Here is a 14,951-nt window from a genome sequence, read left to right on the forward strand (position 1 = left end):
TATTTATTCTTTTGAAATCTCTCTAATGTCTTGCATGATTCTATTGGCCATTGATTCTGCGGTGGTCTTCAAATTACTTTCTGAATAAATACGAATAATGGGTTCCGTATTGGATTTTCGAAGATGTACCCAGTCCCCTCCATCAAAAATTAACTTCAATCCGTCAATGGTGCTTTGTGGATAATTTTTATACTTCTTAGCAATACGTTCCAAAACTACATCTACATTAATATCAGGGGTTAATTGGATTTTATTTTTAGAAATATGATAAGTAGGATAAGAAGATCGAAGCATGGAGCAAGATTCTCCAAATTTGGCTAAGTAGCTCAAAAATAAAGCAATACCTATTAAGGCATCTCGTCCATAGTGTAAATCTGGAACAATGATTCCGCCATTTCCTTCACCTCCAATAACTGCGTCAACAGCCTTCATTTGAGCCACTACATTCACTTCTCCCACTGCTGCTGCATAATACTTTTGGCCAGCTTTTTCGGTAATTTCCTTCAATGCTTTTGTAGAAGACAAGTTAGAAACCGTGCTACCTTTTCGATGCTTCAAAACATAGTCTGCCACAGCTACTAAAGTATATTCTTCTCCAAACATTTCACCATCTTCACATACCAAAGCCAATCTATCTACATCAGGATCTACAACAATACCTAAATCTGCATTTTGGCGTTTGACTTCGTTCGAAATAGCGGATAAATGTTCTGGTAAAGGTTCTGGGTTGTGTGGAAAACGGCCTGTTGGTTCACAGTACAATTCAAAAACATCCTCTACTCCCAAAGCCTTCAATAAAGTAGGAACTGCAAAACCACCTACAGAATTAACCGCATCTACCACAATCTTGAAGGAACGAGATGAAATTGCGGCTACATCTACTAATTCGTGTTGAAGAATTTGCGCAATGTGGTAAGAAAGATAGTCTTCTTTAAAGGTGTAACTACCAACTTCATCTACATCTACAAATTGAAAAGTGCCAGATTCGGCAATTTGTAGCACTTGTTCACCTGCTTCTTTGCTCAAAAATTCGCCTTTTTCATTCAGTAATTTCAGCGCATTCCATTCCTTCGGATTATGGCTTGCTGAAAGAATGATTCCTCCAATTGCATTTTCGGCAGTTACTGCCATTTCTACAGTTGGTGTAGTAGCTAGTCCTATGTCTATTACATGAATACCCACTGATTGAAGTGCGCCAACAACAATATTATTGACCATTTGACCTGAAATGCGAGCATCTCGACCTATTACAACTGCTTTTTTCATTTCAGTATGACCGAGAGATTGCAGTAGATGAGTACCATATGCTGCTGTGAATTTGACAAGGTCTATTGGAGTTAAATCATTTCCTACCGAATTGCCGATAGTACCTCTGATACCCGAAATTGATTTGATAAGTGCCAAAAATGTATAGTTTTTTTATTAATTTATTTTAAATAGAAAAAGAACGTAAAAATACTAAAATTAGCCAATAATCATCCAAAAATGATGCGGAAAATTTTCTAGTCATTTTTAGTTTACACTATGAGAATTGCTTTTTGCAGATTTCAGATATTTCCTGTAAAAAAAATCAATTGGTTTCACCTTTTTTATATGTAAAAAGATAGATGGATTCTATTAACTGATAATTTTTCTACTAAAAAGTTTTTTTTTTTCAATATAATCACAAGACATTAACTAAAGTTTCTGCGTTTATCAAGAATTATAATATTGTTGCAAGTAATTGACTTTATTATTATCTTTACTAATGTTATTTTTAATCCTACCCATCCAGAGTTCTTTTTTAAAGGTTTACACTTTCAGGTTTATTTAATTTATTATAATTGGTTTTCTTTGAATTTCTTTCCATTTTAGCGAAAACAAAATGGTTATAGGGTAATCGAATGTTAAATTAAGCTTTATTTATCACATAAAATTTTTAAAAATAGGGTATTTTATGAAAAAAATTATTGTTTACAAATTGATGTTAATTACATTCTTGTTCTTTACTGTACAGCATCTGTTTTCTCAAAATTCGGGTGGGGTTAAGGGAACGGTAGTGAATACGCAGGGTGAAACTTTGCCGGGAACGAATGTGGTGCTAAAAGGAGATTTTCCGCGTGGAACAATTACCGATGAAAATGGCAATTATGAAATATCAAATTTGCCACCAGGGGTTTATGAAGTAGAAATTAGTTTTACTTTTATTGGGTATAAACCCTCTACCAAAAGATTTACAGTTCGTTCTGGACAAGTGACTACTTTGAATGTGATACTAGAAGAACAAGCTCTTCAGATGTCACAAGTGGTAGTGACTGGTACTTTCGATGAACGTACCAAATTGGAGTCGAGTGTGGGTATCACTACCCTCAATCCCAAAGGCATTGAAGAAAGAAATGCTCGAAGTGCAGGTGACTTACTTCAAGCTGTTCCAGGCACTTATGTCGATAATTCGGGCGGAGAAGTTGGAGCAAAAATATATGCTCGTGGACTCGCTTCTGGTTCACGCTCACAGCCAGGCTATCGGTATCTTTCTCTTCAAGAAGATGGGCTACCCGTCACAAGTGGTCAATTGTTTTATGGTTTTGTTGATATGTACCACAGATTGGATGCTACCGTAGGCCGCATGGAAGCAATTCGTGGAGGAAGTGCCTCTATTACTGCTGCAAATGCCCCAGGTGGTATCGTCAATTTTATTTCCAAAGAAGGAGGAAACGAATTTGAAGGTATGGTAAAACTGCAAACTGCTGTTCAAGGTAGTGGGAACATACTTGCAAGAGGTGACTTCAATTTGGGCGGACCGATGGGCGATAGTGGCTGGACATACAATTTAGGAGGCTTTTACAGATGGGACGAAGGCCCTCGGAACGTACCCTATGATGCCAATATTGGAGGACAAGTAAAGTTCAACCTCAAAAAAACACATGATAAAGGTTCTATCAAATTGTATGGAAAACTGTTGAATGACCGAGTGACTTTCTATCAAAGTGTGCCGATTGTAGATTTAGCAAACAATACGCCACAATCAGGATGGAATATTACCGAAGATACCTATTTCTACAATGTTCAAAGTGACGATATCATTGATGGACGAAATGTGAAAGAAAATCCAAATGCTAAAACCGATTTTCATATTGACAATGGAATGCACGCACAAAGTTTTGCGGTAGGCTTAGATGTACGTCAAGATTTAGGGAGTGGATGGACATTGAAAAACAATATTAAATATTCTTCTTTTCAAGAAAATGATGATCGCTTTGAACTACAAGCAATGTTTCCGAAAGTAAACGGCCCCGGCGAATTTTACGGACAGCCAGGGTTTACCAACTTTACTTATACGGACATTAAAACTGGAGAAGTTTTATACAACGCACCAGAAGGTATTGATAACCTTCCTACCAATTTTCTTTCTGGTTTAGGTGTTTTTCGTTTTGAAGGAGACTTTAAAGATATTGTGGATCAACTATCTCTGTCCAAAAAAGTAGGAAATCATGATTTAACAGTAGGTGGATATTTCAGTAATTTTGACCAAACAAGTTTTTATACTGCACACATAGGCTTGGGTACAAATGAGCCACAGCCACGATTGTTGATGGCAACTCATCCGAATCCTGTGAAAGCATTTCCTTTTTTGACTACAGAACCCAATTTTGTATTTAGTGATGAGAACGGTTTACTTGCTCATGGTGCAGGTGCTTACGTAAACTATGAATCTACTTCTACCAATATTTCTTTCTTTGCAAATGATACTTGGCAGGTCAATGAGAAATTGAATTTAGATTTTGGAATACGATATGAATCCATTACACACAAGGGACGAAAAGAAGATTATGACCGACCATCAGATGAAATCAACCCTGCAACAGGTGCTGGATTACAGTTGTTTATCAACCCACAAACGGGTACACCTATATTAAACCCCGCTACTGGCAGACCTCTTGCTTTTCCATTAGGACAAGACGGTGACTATACGACTTGGTATGATTTGGCAACTCGTCGTAGTACAGATGTATGGAGAGATTTTGAACACAACTACAGTTATCTTTCTGCTTCATTGGGTGGAAACGTGAAAATAAATGATAATAGTGCAGTGTATGGTCGCTTCACTTTAGGTAATAAAGCACCAGAGTTGGCTTTTTACCAGAACAATTTCTTAAATTCTGAAATTGGAAAAGGAGAGATAGAAGAAATCACCCAAGCGGAATTGGGATATAAATTGAATGTATCAAAAGCCTCTTTGTTCCTAACAGGTTTTTATAGTCAAATGAAAAATGTACCATTCCAACAATTCGCTATTGGTCAAAACAGTACGACAGTTAGGAGTCCTAATACCTTCAATAATATTCGTACCATTGGAACAGAGATAGAAGCTGTAATTACTATAGCTAAAAATCTTGATTTACGGATGATTGGAACTCTTCAAAATCCAACATTTACGGATTTCAGCTACTACAACCTCAATGCCACAGCGCACCCTGTTTTCATTGGCGAAACCTACCCAGAGTCACCCATTTATTTAGATCCCAATGGAGTACCCGTTCCAGCAGGTACACCAAGTGATGATTTTATTGAAGATTTTTCGGGTAATGATGTGTCTGATGTTCCTAAAGTGATGTTGGATATTACACCATCATATCAAATTAAGAACGTCAAGATTTATGCAAATTATCGTTACACGGGTAAACGTTGGGGAAATCGTCGAAATACAGTTGAGCTGGATGGTTTTGGATTGTTGAGTGCAGGAATTTCTGCTCGCCTGACAGAAAATATCAATCTTCATGTAAGTGGTACTAATTTAGCTGGAACTGAAGCATTGTTATTATTTGTCGGTGCAGGCTCTTTCACTTTGAGTGCTGAAGATGTTACACCTGAATCGATTAAAGAATTTGCTGATCAAGGCCGCCCTATGTTGTTTCGTGCAGTAATGCCGAGGATTGTAACAGGCGCATTGACTTTTACGTTTTAATAGGTAAAGCCTAAACTTAGTAACGCTACTCCAAAATCAAACGATAGTTATAGGTTTTACAATACTTAGAGTAGTTTGAGAAATACTGCACAATCAATTAATCCTTATGGTTTGTAAATCAGACTGTAAGGATTTTTTATTGTAATAATATATTTACCAATACGCCATTAATATAAATTTTTGTATATGATAATAGTTTACTCATTACTTGTTGAATATTTTCATTTAAAATTAGTAGTATGGTAGAATGTAGAATTATTGTATCAATAAAATATGATTTATTGTTCAAGCAAGGCATGGTATTTGTGAAACACTTATTTTGTTTTTATCTTTAGTAATTTAATATTTAAATTATATTCACCCAATAGATTATATTATATGGCAACCATCACTAAAAGAACTATTTACAAAATAGCATTTTTTTCTTTTTTACTATTTTTTGTTACCTCTAAGTTGTTTCCCCAAAATTCAGGTTCAGTAAAAGGAACTGTTACCAATACCCAAGGAGAATCATTACCAGGAACTAACGTTGTCATTAAAGGAGATTTTCCAAGAGGAACCATTACCAATGAAAATGGGGATTATGAGATTTCAAATTTAGTATCGGGTTCTTACGAAGTAGAAATTAATTTTTCGTTTATTGGTTACAAACCTACAACCAAAAGGTTTGTTATTCGTGAAGGTCAAGTAACTATATTAAACATCACCTTAGAAGAACAAGCCCTTCAAATGTCACAAGTTGTAGTGACAGGAGCTTTTGATGAAAGAACAAAACTCGAATCAAGTATCGGTATTACAACCATTAACCCAACAGGTATTGAAGACAGAAACGCTCGTAGTGCTGGTGATTTAATGCAAGCTGTACCAGGAGTCTATGTTGACAATGCAGGGGGAGAAGTAGGAGCAAAGATTTATGCAAGAGGGCTGGCTTCAGGATCACGTTCACAACCGGGATATCGCTACATTTCGCTGCAAGAAGATGGACTTCCCATTATGAGTTCCCAATTATTTTATGGATTCATAGACATGTTTCATCGTCTTGATGCAACAGTAAGTCGTGTTGAAGCGATTCGTGGAGGTAGTGCTTCTATTACTTCAGCCAATTCACCTGGGGGGATAGTCAATTTTATTTCTAATGAAGGAGGAAGTGAGTTTGAAGGTTTGGTAAAACTAGAATCTGCTGTTCAGGGTAGTGGAAATATTTTGTTGAGAGGAGATTTTGACATGGGAGGGCCTATTGGAAAAGAAGGATGGACATACAATATTGGAGGTTTTTACCGAAGTGATGAAGGCGCACGAAATATTCCTTATGATGCGAATGTAGGAGGACAGCTAAAATTCAACTTTAAGAAAACACACGACAAAGGAACAATTAAATTTTATGGTAAATTGCTCAATGATAGGGTGACATTTTATCAAAGTGTGCCAATCGTAGATGTAAAGAATAATACACCATTAGAAGGTTTTGACATTACAGAAGACACCTATTTTGTGAATGTTCAAAGCAATAACATTATTGATGGACGTTTTGTAAAGAATAATCCAAATGCCAAAAGAGATTTTCACATAGATGATGGTATGCACGCTCAGACCTACTCAGCAGGATTAGAAATTCGTCAAGATTTGGGGAAGGGGTGGATATTGAAGAACAACATCAAGTATGCTATTTTCAAAGAAGATGACAAACGTTTTGAACTTCAAGCATTTCTGCCCAAGGCGAATGGCCCAGCACTTTTCTATGGACAGCCTCAATTTGATAAATTCACTTACACAGATATCGAAACAGGAGAGGTTTTGTACAGTGCTTTGGATGGTATTGACAATTTGCCCACCAATTTTGTTACAGGAGTGGGAGTCTTTGATTTTGAAGGAGATTTCACTGACATCATAGAGCAAATTTCCTTGTCCAAGAAAGTAGGCAATCACGAATTGACCTTTGGAAGTTATTTAAGCCATTTTGACCAAGAAGATTTTTTTACGGCTCATATTAGCATCGGAACCAATGAAGCCCAGCCTCGTTTGTTGATGGCTACTCACCCCAATCCCATGTCGGCTATTTTAGGCCCTCAACCCGATTTTGTATTTGGTGATGAAAACGGTTTGCTCACACATGGCGGAGGTTCGTATGTAAACTACGAAGGAACTGCTAGTAATGTATCTTTCTTTTTCAGTGATTCTTGGGAAGTAAACGATAAGTTAAACATAGACTTTGGACTTCGATATGAAAATATTACTCATAAAGGCAGAAAAGAAGATTATGACAGACCTCTTGACGATATCAATCCCTTGACGGGTGATGGGCTGCAATTGTTTATTAATCCAGCAACAGGAACTCCAATTTTGAATCCTACAACGGGCGCACCTTTGGCATTCCCAGTAGGTCAGGATGGTGATTACACGACTTGGTACGACTTGGCGACCCGTAGGAGTACAGGTATTTGGAGAGATTTTGACTACAATTACAGCTATGTATCTACTTCTCTGGGAGCAAACCTTGAAGTGGATAAAAACAGTGCTGTATATGGGCGTTTGACATTGAGTAACAAAGCACCCGAATTGGCTTTTTACCAAAATAATTTTACAAATATAGACATCGGCAGAGGAGAAGTAGAAATCATCAACCAATTGGAGTTGGGTTACAAACTCAATGTGTCGAAAGCATCACTTTTTGTAAATGGGTTTTACAGTCAAATGGAGAAAGTACCCTTCCAGCAATTTGCTATTGGAGCAAATAGCACAACTGTTCGATCACCAACAACCTTCAATACCATTCGTACAATAGGAATGGAAATAGAAGGAGTGTTTAATTTGGCGAAAAACTTCGATGTCCGTTTGATTGGTACCCTTCAAAATCCCACATTAGCCGAATTTAGTTACTACAATTTGAATGGCACAACCCATCCAGTATTCATTGGTGACACCTATCCTGAATCACCAATTTATGTGGATTTGGATGGCATGCCGATTGCCCCGGGAACGCCAAGCGATGATTTTATTGAAGATTTTTCGGACAATGATGTGCCAGATGTACCGAAAGTGATGTTTGAAATTACACCTTCTTATCAAATCAAAAATGTTAGATTGTATGCGAGTTATCGTTACACAGGCAAAAGATGGGGAAATCGCCGCAATACCGTAGAGTTGGATAGTTTTGGCTTGTTGAGTGTAGGCGTTTCTGCTCGCCTCGGTGAGAAAATTAACCTAAATGTCAGCGCAACAAACATTGCAGATACAAAGGCTTTGTTGTTGTTTATCGATCCAGGTTCTTTGAGTTTGAGCGTTGAAGATGTTACTCCAGACTTAATTAAGACACAAACAGCAGTAGAATTACCGATGTTATTTCGTTCTGTAATGCCGAGGATTATCAGCACTGGTTTGACCTTCAACTTTTAAGAAGCATCAACAAATTGAAGGAAATAAAGACTTTTGGAATATCCTTCTATCATTAACTAAACGAAAAAACCCCTTTGTAGTCATGGTACTTCAAAGGGGTTTTTTGTTTGAAATTTATTATTCACCGCTTTGTTACTTGTTGGTTACTTGGTGTAAAAATCACTATTCACCAACTGATTTTTCCCCTCCTGATGCACTGCAAAGTCAAATCCCGAATGAATACAATATGCTCCATAATTTCCCTGTTTGTCTATCGCTAAATAACCAATCTGAAAATCTTGGTATGCCTGTTTTTTCACAATCCGCATCACTGCTTCCTCACAAGCCTCCTGAGGTGTTTTGCCTTGCCGCATCAATTCCACCACCAAAAACGAACCCAACGTTTTCAAAACTGCTTCTCCCATACCAGTGGCAGTTGCTCCGCCGACTTCATTATCGACAAACAAACCTGCGCCGATAATTGGAGAATCACCAACCCGTCCGTGCATTTTGAAGGCCAAGCCACTGGTAGTACAAGCTCCCGAAATGTTCCCTTTTTGGTCAATTGCCAACAAGCCAATCGTATCGTGGTTTTCGATATTGATGATGGGTTGGTATTTGGATTCCTTTTTCCATTCTTCCCATGCAGTTTTTGATTCGGGGGTGAGCAGATTTTCTTTCTCAAAACCTTGTTCGACTGCAAATTGAAGCGCACCTTCTCCTGCCAATATAACGTGAGGCGTGATCTCCATTACCTTTCGAGCGACGGAAATAGGGTGTTTGATGTACTGCAAAAAACAAACCGAGCCGCAATTGCCCATTTCGTCCATGATACAAGCGTCCAAAGTAACTTTGCCATCTCTGTCGGGAAATCCGCCATAACCTACCGAAGTGATATTGGGGTTGGCCTCAACGATTCGTACTCCCGCTTCAACGGCATCAATCGCTTTGCCACCCGCTTCAATGACTTTCCAAGCGGTCTCATTGGCGGATAAACCGTGGTTCCAAGTCGAGATAACGGTGGGCTTGAAGTTGTTTTTTGGATCTGTTGACATTTTTGAAGTAGCATTGGTTTCGGTATAGCAACTGTTGAAGGTCAAACCGAAAGTGGTTAAGATGGATTGGAATAAGAAGTTGCGGCGTGTGTGCATGATGGATAATTTTTTTATAATTTGATAATTACCTTTCCTTTGGCTCGTTTTGTTTCAATTTGCTTTTGGGCTGCTTTCATATCATCCAAAGGAAAAATTTTGTCAATGACAGGAACTATTTTTTGAGATACAATTTTGTTAGAGAGCCATTGAAGATCAGATGATTTGGACCTAACAACTACCAATCTGGCTTTTTTCCTTCTAAAAAGGTTGGCAGCTTTGTCTCTTATTATGCTGAGACTTGGGACAGTCGTTACATACACACCACGTTTGGTTAAGTTCTGGGAAATCAATTTGAAGGAATAATTCCCGAAAACATCGAAGAATACATCAAATTTTTGGTGGCTTCTATTGATGTCTGTTTGGTTGTAATCAATGGCATGGTCTGCTCCCAAAGATTGACATAGGGCGATGTTTTTTTGACTTGAAATGGTGGTTACAATTCCGCCCAACTCCTTCGCAATTTGTATGGCTAATGTTCCGACACCTCCCGAAGCACCATTGATACAGATGCTTTGACCTGTTCGAAGGTCGGCTTCATCTCTGATGGCCTGAAGAGCAGTCTGACCTGCAAGAGGAATACCTGCAGTTTCTTCAAAAGAAATGTTTGTAGGTAGGTGATACAATTCATTTTCTGCAACATTCACATATTCTGAACAACATCTTCCATTCCAACCATTTACCATTCCAAAAACAGCATCACCTTTTTTGAAAATAGTGCTGTGATGGCTGTCTTCAATTATTCCTGCAAAATCAAATCCTATTTGTTTGGGGAATTTTTTTCCTGAAAGTCCTTGGAACTTACCTTTTCTCAGTAGAATATCTTTGGGATTGAGTCCTGCTGCTTCGACTTTGATTAGTAATTCGCTTTGCTTCAAAGTAGGGATGGGAACATCTTTGATTTCAATAACTTCTGTGCTACCATAAGAATTGTAGAGGGCTGTTTTCATTGATTTGGGTATTTTGGTATGAACAATGTCTCGAATTTTTCAAACTTGTCTTCATCTAAAATGGACTCAGATATGTGTAGTGTTTGGAGGATGGCAAAGGATGTAAAGCCTGTTCTCAATCTACGATTTCCCAAACAGCATGTAAATAAACTCTGGATAAGCAACGACCATGGCAATGAACATCAATTGGACAGCAATAAACGGCACAATGCCTTTGTAAATGTGTTGTGTGGTCACTTCTGGTGGAGCCACACCTTTGAGGTAAAATAGGGAAAATCCGAAAGGAGGTGTAAGGAAAGAGGTTTGTAAATTCATGGCAATCAAGATACCTACCCAAAGCATATCCATTTCAAAAGCATTGAAGATAGGAGTCACTACTGGAACTATGATGAAAATGATTTCGATGAAATCAATGAAAAAACCTGCAATGAAGATTACCACCATGACCAAACCCAAAAACAGCATAGGGGAGAGGTTGGATTGTGTAATCAACTCCACCAAATAATCATCTCCTCCCAATTCTCTGAAAATGAGTGTAAAAGTAGTTGCTCCCAGTAGAATCATAAACACCATTGCAGTGATGTGTGTAGTTTCTTGCATCACCTCCTTCAAAATATCAAAAGACAAACCTTTTTGGAGAATCGTCAATAAAGTTGCACCCAAAGCCCCAACGGCTGCCGCTTCGGTTGGAGAGGCGATACCTGCAAAAATAGAACCCAATACAGCAACAATCAAGACGAATGGCAATACAAAAGCCTGTACAACTCGTTTGACAAATCCTTCTCCTCTAAATACTGCAATCTCTTCGTCTGTCATAGGTGGGGCAACATCTTTGCGTATGTTGGAATAGATGAGGATGTAAACAATGTAGGCTATGACAAGCAACAATCCTGGCAATAAAGCAGCCGCAAACATGGTTCCGACATCAACAGCAGAAGCCCCTCTGTTGCTGCTGTTGATGGTATCGGCCAGTAAAACCAACATGATAGAAGGGGGAATAATGATACCCAAAGTACCCGATGAGGCAATAGTTCCTGTGGCAAGCGGAATGTCATAACCACGTTTGAGCATGGTCGGTAAACTGATCAAACCCATCGTAACAACGGTTGCACCCACGATACCCGTTGAAGCCGCCAACAATGCTCCTACAAGCACGACCGAAATGGCTAAACCTCCCTTCAATTTACCAAACAACAAGGCCATAGTTTCTAAAAGTCCTTCTGCTAAGCCCGATTTTTCGAGCATGATGCCCATGAAAATAAACAAAGGAACTGCCATCAAGACATAGTTGTTCATCTGTCCCATGTACCTCGAAACCAACAGCCTAAAATCCGAAAAACTCAAGTATTCAGGCGCAAAAACGATGATTCCCAATGCGAATAAGGTGGAAACGCCGCCTAAAGTGAAGGCAACGGGATAACCTCTAAGAATCAGGATAAAAATGGTGATGAATAAAATGATTGCTAATAGTTCCATTTGAAGGGTTGGTTGCTATGTGAAAGTTCAAATACAGTTTACAAATTCAATCCAAAAAAATTAAGAATCAATGGGCTGCCTAATCTCTGCGATAGACTTCAAAACGGAGGCAATGCCCTGTAAAAACAACAGCAAAAAGCCAATAAATATAGAAAACTTCAAAAGGTACAAGGCGGGTAATCCACCGGGTTGTGGAGAACCTTCGCCCATATTAAAAGAGGTCATGGCGTAGTCAAACGAAACGATTAGAATGACCACACACCACGGGAGCAGTAAAAATAGGCCTCCCAACAAATTAATCCATGCCTTTTTTTTGGGAGGGTAATTGGCGTAAAATACATCTACTCGAACGTGCTTGTCTTTTTGGAAAGCATAGGCACTTCCAAACAAAAAAATCAACGCAAAGCAATAAATTTCTACTTCGGTCATCCAAATTTGACTGGAATTGAAAAGGTAACGCATCAATACATCGTAGCAAATCAGAAAGACCAAAGCTGCTGTGAGATAACTTACCGCTTTTCCAGCCCATTCGCTAATGCGTTCTAATAGGTGAATTAATTTATTCATAAAACGAATTATTTTAAAATGGATTCAACTCAGCGTTGATAAAAAATGCCCGTTTGACTTCTCCAATTCGGCTATGGCCCAACTGCCAATAGTACCAACCTGGGTGCAATTCTTCTGCAATAGGCATCAGAGAAATGGTAAATGTACGACTTTGAGGAGGAATTTTTTCGGCAAAAACCAAATCGTTTTTGGCATTAAATATACTCAAACTCAGCTTTAAGTTAATGGGGTTTTTTAGCTCAAAATCAAGGCTGTATTGTGCATTGGTATTTTCTTCAGGCATCAAGACCTCCAGATTTCCACCCCTCGCAATGCTCGGGTAGGAATAGGGCGTAAACCACTGTTGAAGCAAAGCCAAATTATCTGCAATGTATTTTGAAATAACATCGGTCATGTTTGAAGTAGGCGATAAGGAGGGTAAAGGCTGAATTTCTCCAGCTTCCTCCAATGCGTCCAATTCCTTCAAAATATTACTTTTTAAGACTTTGTGCTTTTCAGTTTGCAGGACTTGCCGCAGCAATCGCTGAAACTGCCATTCTTCCGCAAACGCTGGATTGGATTGAAGCTCGTGGAGTAAAGCTTTTTTTTCCGAATCACTGAGGGCGTTTTGCAGGTATTTTTCAATTAAAAAACCATTCATTTGTCCGTATTTTTGATAATATCCTTGAGTTTCTTCAGACAATTGTATTTGGCACTTTTCACTGTTTGGGTATTCGCAAAACCCATAATTTCCACAATTTCTGCATACCGCATTTTATGCATGATGGCCAAGGTCAGCAATTGACGACAGCGTGGGTGCATAAGTTTCAATGCTTTGACGATGATTTCCATTTCGTTTTTTTGCTGTTTGAGTTGTTCTTGTTCCTCCTCTTCCTTTATCAAAGGATTGAAAACGAGATCGTTTTGAGCATCTTCTTTCCGAAACAACTGTTGTGCTGTCATTTCCTCTTGATGGTCTATTAGCACCTCTTTCCTTTTGGTCAAGTTTCGTTTTTTGCTGTGCTTGTCAATGTAAATGCTTCGACAGATTGCAAAAATATAGGCACTGATGTTTCCGTGATTTATTTTATTGGCTACCAATAAATCGTGGAATTTGATGAAGGCATCTGAAAAAATATCCTTTGCTTCGGCAACGGAACAGCCAAACTTCAATTGCAGTTGTCGAATGCATTTGGGGGCTACTGCCTTGACAACCAAACTTAAAGGTGACGTGTCGCCCTGCTGAACCGATTTTTTTAACTGCTCAAATGCTTGTTTCTTCATACAATACAGAAGCCTCTAATAATATAAACGTTTTTCCCAAAAAAGGTAAATCAGCGTGAATAATAAGCATGAACTACTTCGCCAAAATAATCATCTACAAACTTGCTCAAACTCCTCACACTTATTTTTGTCAATAAAGTTTTCTCTTCACTTGTCATTTTTTTGCTCAACTCGCCATCGTATCTTTGGATAAACAATATTTTGACCGTCATCCAATTACGGTGACGTGTGAACCATTTCCAAAGAGCGTCAAGTGTGTTGTTCTTTCCTTCAAGTTCATTGGTGAACACAATCAAATTTTTCCAAATTTCCTCCGTAGATAGATGCGTGTAGTCTTTGCCAAAAACGACCAATAACTCTACTTTGTAATCATCGGACAATGCCAAGAATTTCAAATCTTTACCACCCAGTATTATTTGGTAGTTAACCTTAGAACTCAATTCAAACTTCTGACGGTCAATGTTTTTGTACAATTGCAGTAAATAGCTAAGGACTTTTGTCTGTTGCTCCAAATCTATTTTACCCATCAAAGACTTAAAAACTGAATTTTCAACCGCATGGTTCTCCTTCAATTCAGTTCCACTACTGCTTATCTTAGATTTTTTGGTACGCAAAGACTTCAAGACATCCTTGATGAGGTTTTCGATGACACGAAACAAAAAAGTCCGCACCAAAGCACCGCCCTGAAAACTCGCCAATTGCCCACCCTGTATTTTGAGAATCAGCTTTTCTTGAACAGATTGTATGACATCCTCGGCATCCGATTCCTTTAGATTTTGTGTATTCACATACGACCGAACTCTTGCCACAATCATGGATGAATATTTGACCACCAATTGCGGGGAATTGTTTTTCAAAAAATAGGTGTCTTCAAAATCATTGAACAACAATCTTGCTGCCTCAACGATTAAGGTTTTGATGCTTGTTTTTTCTCCCTGTTTTTTGAAGATTTTTTGCAGTAAAGAAGGTAAGTTTTTTTGAGTGTATTGCAATAACTCAGAAGGGGAACTATAAGAATTGTCCAAACGTTTCCAATAATGTTGTATCAATTTTTGCAGTAAAGGCTGATACAATAGTACCAACTTGCTAGGTTGGTGCTGCAATAAGTGTATTTCCGTTTCTTGTGTTGCCATCGTTTTTATTAAATCAGTGTATTTTTACTGCAATATATCGGAAATTAGCCGTATTTTCAATATCAAAACCTTCAAAATCCGAAAAGCACAAAAT

The 14,951-nt window shown here is 38.3% G+C and carries 10 protein-coding genes; 2 read left to right on the forward strand and 8 right to left on the reverse strand.

What is annotated here, in order from left to right; genetic code table 11:
• Window positions 1-3: 3 nt before the first annotated feature.
• Entirely contained in the window at window positions 4-1,404 is a 1,401-nt protein-coding gene (gene glmM, locus R3E32_02025) for a phosphoglucosamine mutase (GenBank protein MEZ4883486.1), read from the reverse strand.
• 532 nt (window positions 1,405-1,936) lie between these two features.
• Here glmM and R3E32_02030 point away from each other — a divergent pair.
• Together R3E32_02030 and R3E32_02035 are read left to right on the forward strand one after the other, a co-directional pair.
• The gene (locus R3E32_02030) at window positions 1,937-4,945 is read left to right on the forward strand and encodes a TonB-dependent receptor (protein MEZ4883487.1); all 3,009 of its coding nucleotides are present in this window, start codon (window positions 1,937-1,939) and stop codon (window positions 4,943-4,945) included.
• A 378-nt stretch (window positions 4,946-5,323) separates the two neighbouring features.
• Entirely contained in the window at window positions 5,324-8,338 is a 3,015-nt protein-coding gene (locus R3E32_02035) for a TonB-dependent receptor (GenBank protein ID MEZ4883488.1), read from the forward strand.
• A 143-nt stretch (window positions 8,339-8,481) separates the two neighbouring features.
• Here R3E32_02035 and R3E32_02040 read toward each other — a convergent pair whose 3' ends face one another.
• The 7 genes from R3E32_02040 to R3E32_02070 all read right to left on the reverse strand — a co-directional run bounded on the left by R3E32_02040 (window position 8,482) and on the right by R3E32_02070 (window position 14,857).
• Complete coding sequence (locus R3E32_02040; GenBank protein MEZ4883489.1) at window positions 8,482-9,468, reverse strand: N(4)-(beta-N-acetylglucosaminyl)-L-asparaginase; 987 nt, start codon at window positions 9,466-9,468, stop codon at window positions 8,482-8,484.
• A 14-nt stretch (window positions 9,469-9,482) separates the two neighbouring features.
• A complete protein-coding gene (locus R3E32_02045; GenBank protein MEZ4883490.1) occupies window positions 9,483-10,418 on the reverse strand; it encodes an NAD(P)-dependent alcohol dehydrogenase in 936 nt (311 codons plus the stop codon).
• A gap of 120 nt (window positions 10,419-10,538) precedes the next feature.
• A complete protein-coding gene (locus tag R3E32_02050) occupies window positions 10,539-11,894 on the reverse strand; it encodes a TRAP transporter large permease subunit (GenBank protein ID MEZ4883491.1) in 1,356 nt (451 codons plus the stop codon).
• A gap of 60 nt (window positions 11,895-11,954) precedes the next feature.
• Window positions 11,955-12,461, reverse strand: a complete 507-nt coding sequence (locus tag R3E32_02055; protein MEZ4883492.1) for a TRAP transporter small permease subunit — start codon at window positions 12,459-12,461, stop codon at window positions 11,955-11,957.
• A gap of 13 nt (window positions 12,462-12,474) precedes the next feature.
• Complete coding sequence (locus R3E32_02060) at window positions 12,475-13,101, reverse strand: hypothetical protein (protein MEZ4883493.1); 627 nt, start codon at window positions 13,099-13,101, stop codon at window positions 12,475-12,477.
• Window positions 13,098-13,724: a sigma-70 family RNA polymerase sigma factor gene (locus R3E32_02065; GenBank protein MEZ4883494.1), complete on the reverse strand. Its 627-nt coding sequence runs from the start codon at window positions 13,722-13,724 to the stop codon at window positions 13,098-13,100. The genes R3E32_02060 and R3E32_02065 overlap by 4 nt, the downstream gene beginning before the upstream one ends.
• A 50-nt stretch (window positions 13,725-13,774) precedes the next feature.
• A complete protein-coding gene (locus tag R3E32_02070; GenBank protein ID MEZ4883495.1) occupies window positions 13,775-14,857 on the reverse strand; it encodes a hypothetical protein in 1,083 nt (360 codons plus the stop codon).
• Window positions 14,858-14,951: the final 94 nt, after the last annotated feature.

Source organism: Chitinophagales bacterium (assembly GCA_041392475.1).
Lineage (GTDB): Bacteria > Bacteroidota > Bacteroidia > Chitinophagales > UBA2359 > JAUHXA01.

Coding starts and splice junctions, on each gene's coding strand:
- R3E32_02030 (MEZ4883487.1), top strand. CDS start 1,937: ATGAAAAAAATTATTGTTTACAAATTGATGTTAATTACATTCTTGTTC.
- R3E32_02035 (MEZ4883488.1), top strand. CDS start 5,324: ATGGCAACCATCACTAAAAGAACTATTTACAAAATAGCATTTTTTTCT.
- R3E32_02040 (MEZ4883489.1), bottom strand. CDS start 9,468: ATGCACACACGCCGCAACTTCTTATTCCAATCCATCTTAACCACTTTC.
- R3E32_02045 (MEZ4883490.1), bottom strand. CDS start 10,418: ATGAAAACAGCCCTCTACAATTCTTATGGTAGCACAGAAGTTATTGAA.
- R3E32_02050 (MEZ4883491.1), bottom strand. CDS start 11,894: ATGGAACTATTAGCAATCATTTTATTCATCACCATTTTTATCCTGATT.
- R3E32_02055 (MEZ4883492.1), bottom strand. CDS start 12,461: ATGAATAAATTAATTCACCTATTAGAACGCATTAGCGAATGGGCTGGA.
- R3E32_02060 (MEZ4883493.1), bottom strand. CDS start 13,101: ATGAATGGTTTTTTAATTGAAAAATACCTGCAAAACGCCCTCAGTGAT.
- R3E32_02065 (MEZ4883494.1), bottom strand. CDS start 13,724: ATGAAGAAACAAGCATTTGAGCAGTTAAAAAAATCGGTTCAGCAGGGC.
- R3E32_02070 (MEZ4883495.1), bottom strand. CDS start 14,857: ATGGCAACACAAGAAACGGAAATACACTTATTGCAGCACCAACCTAGC.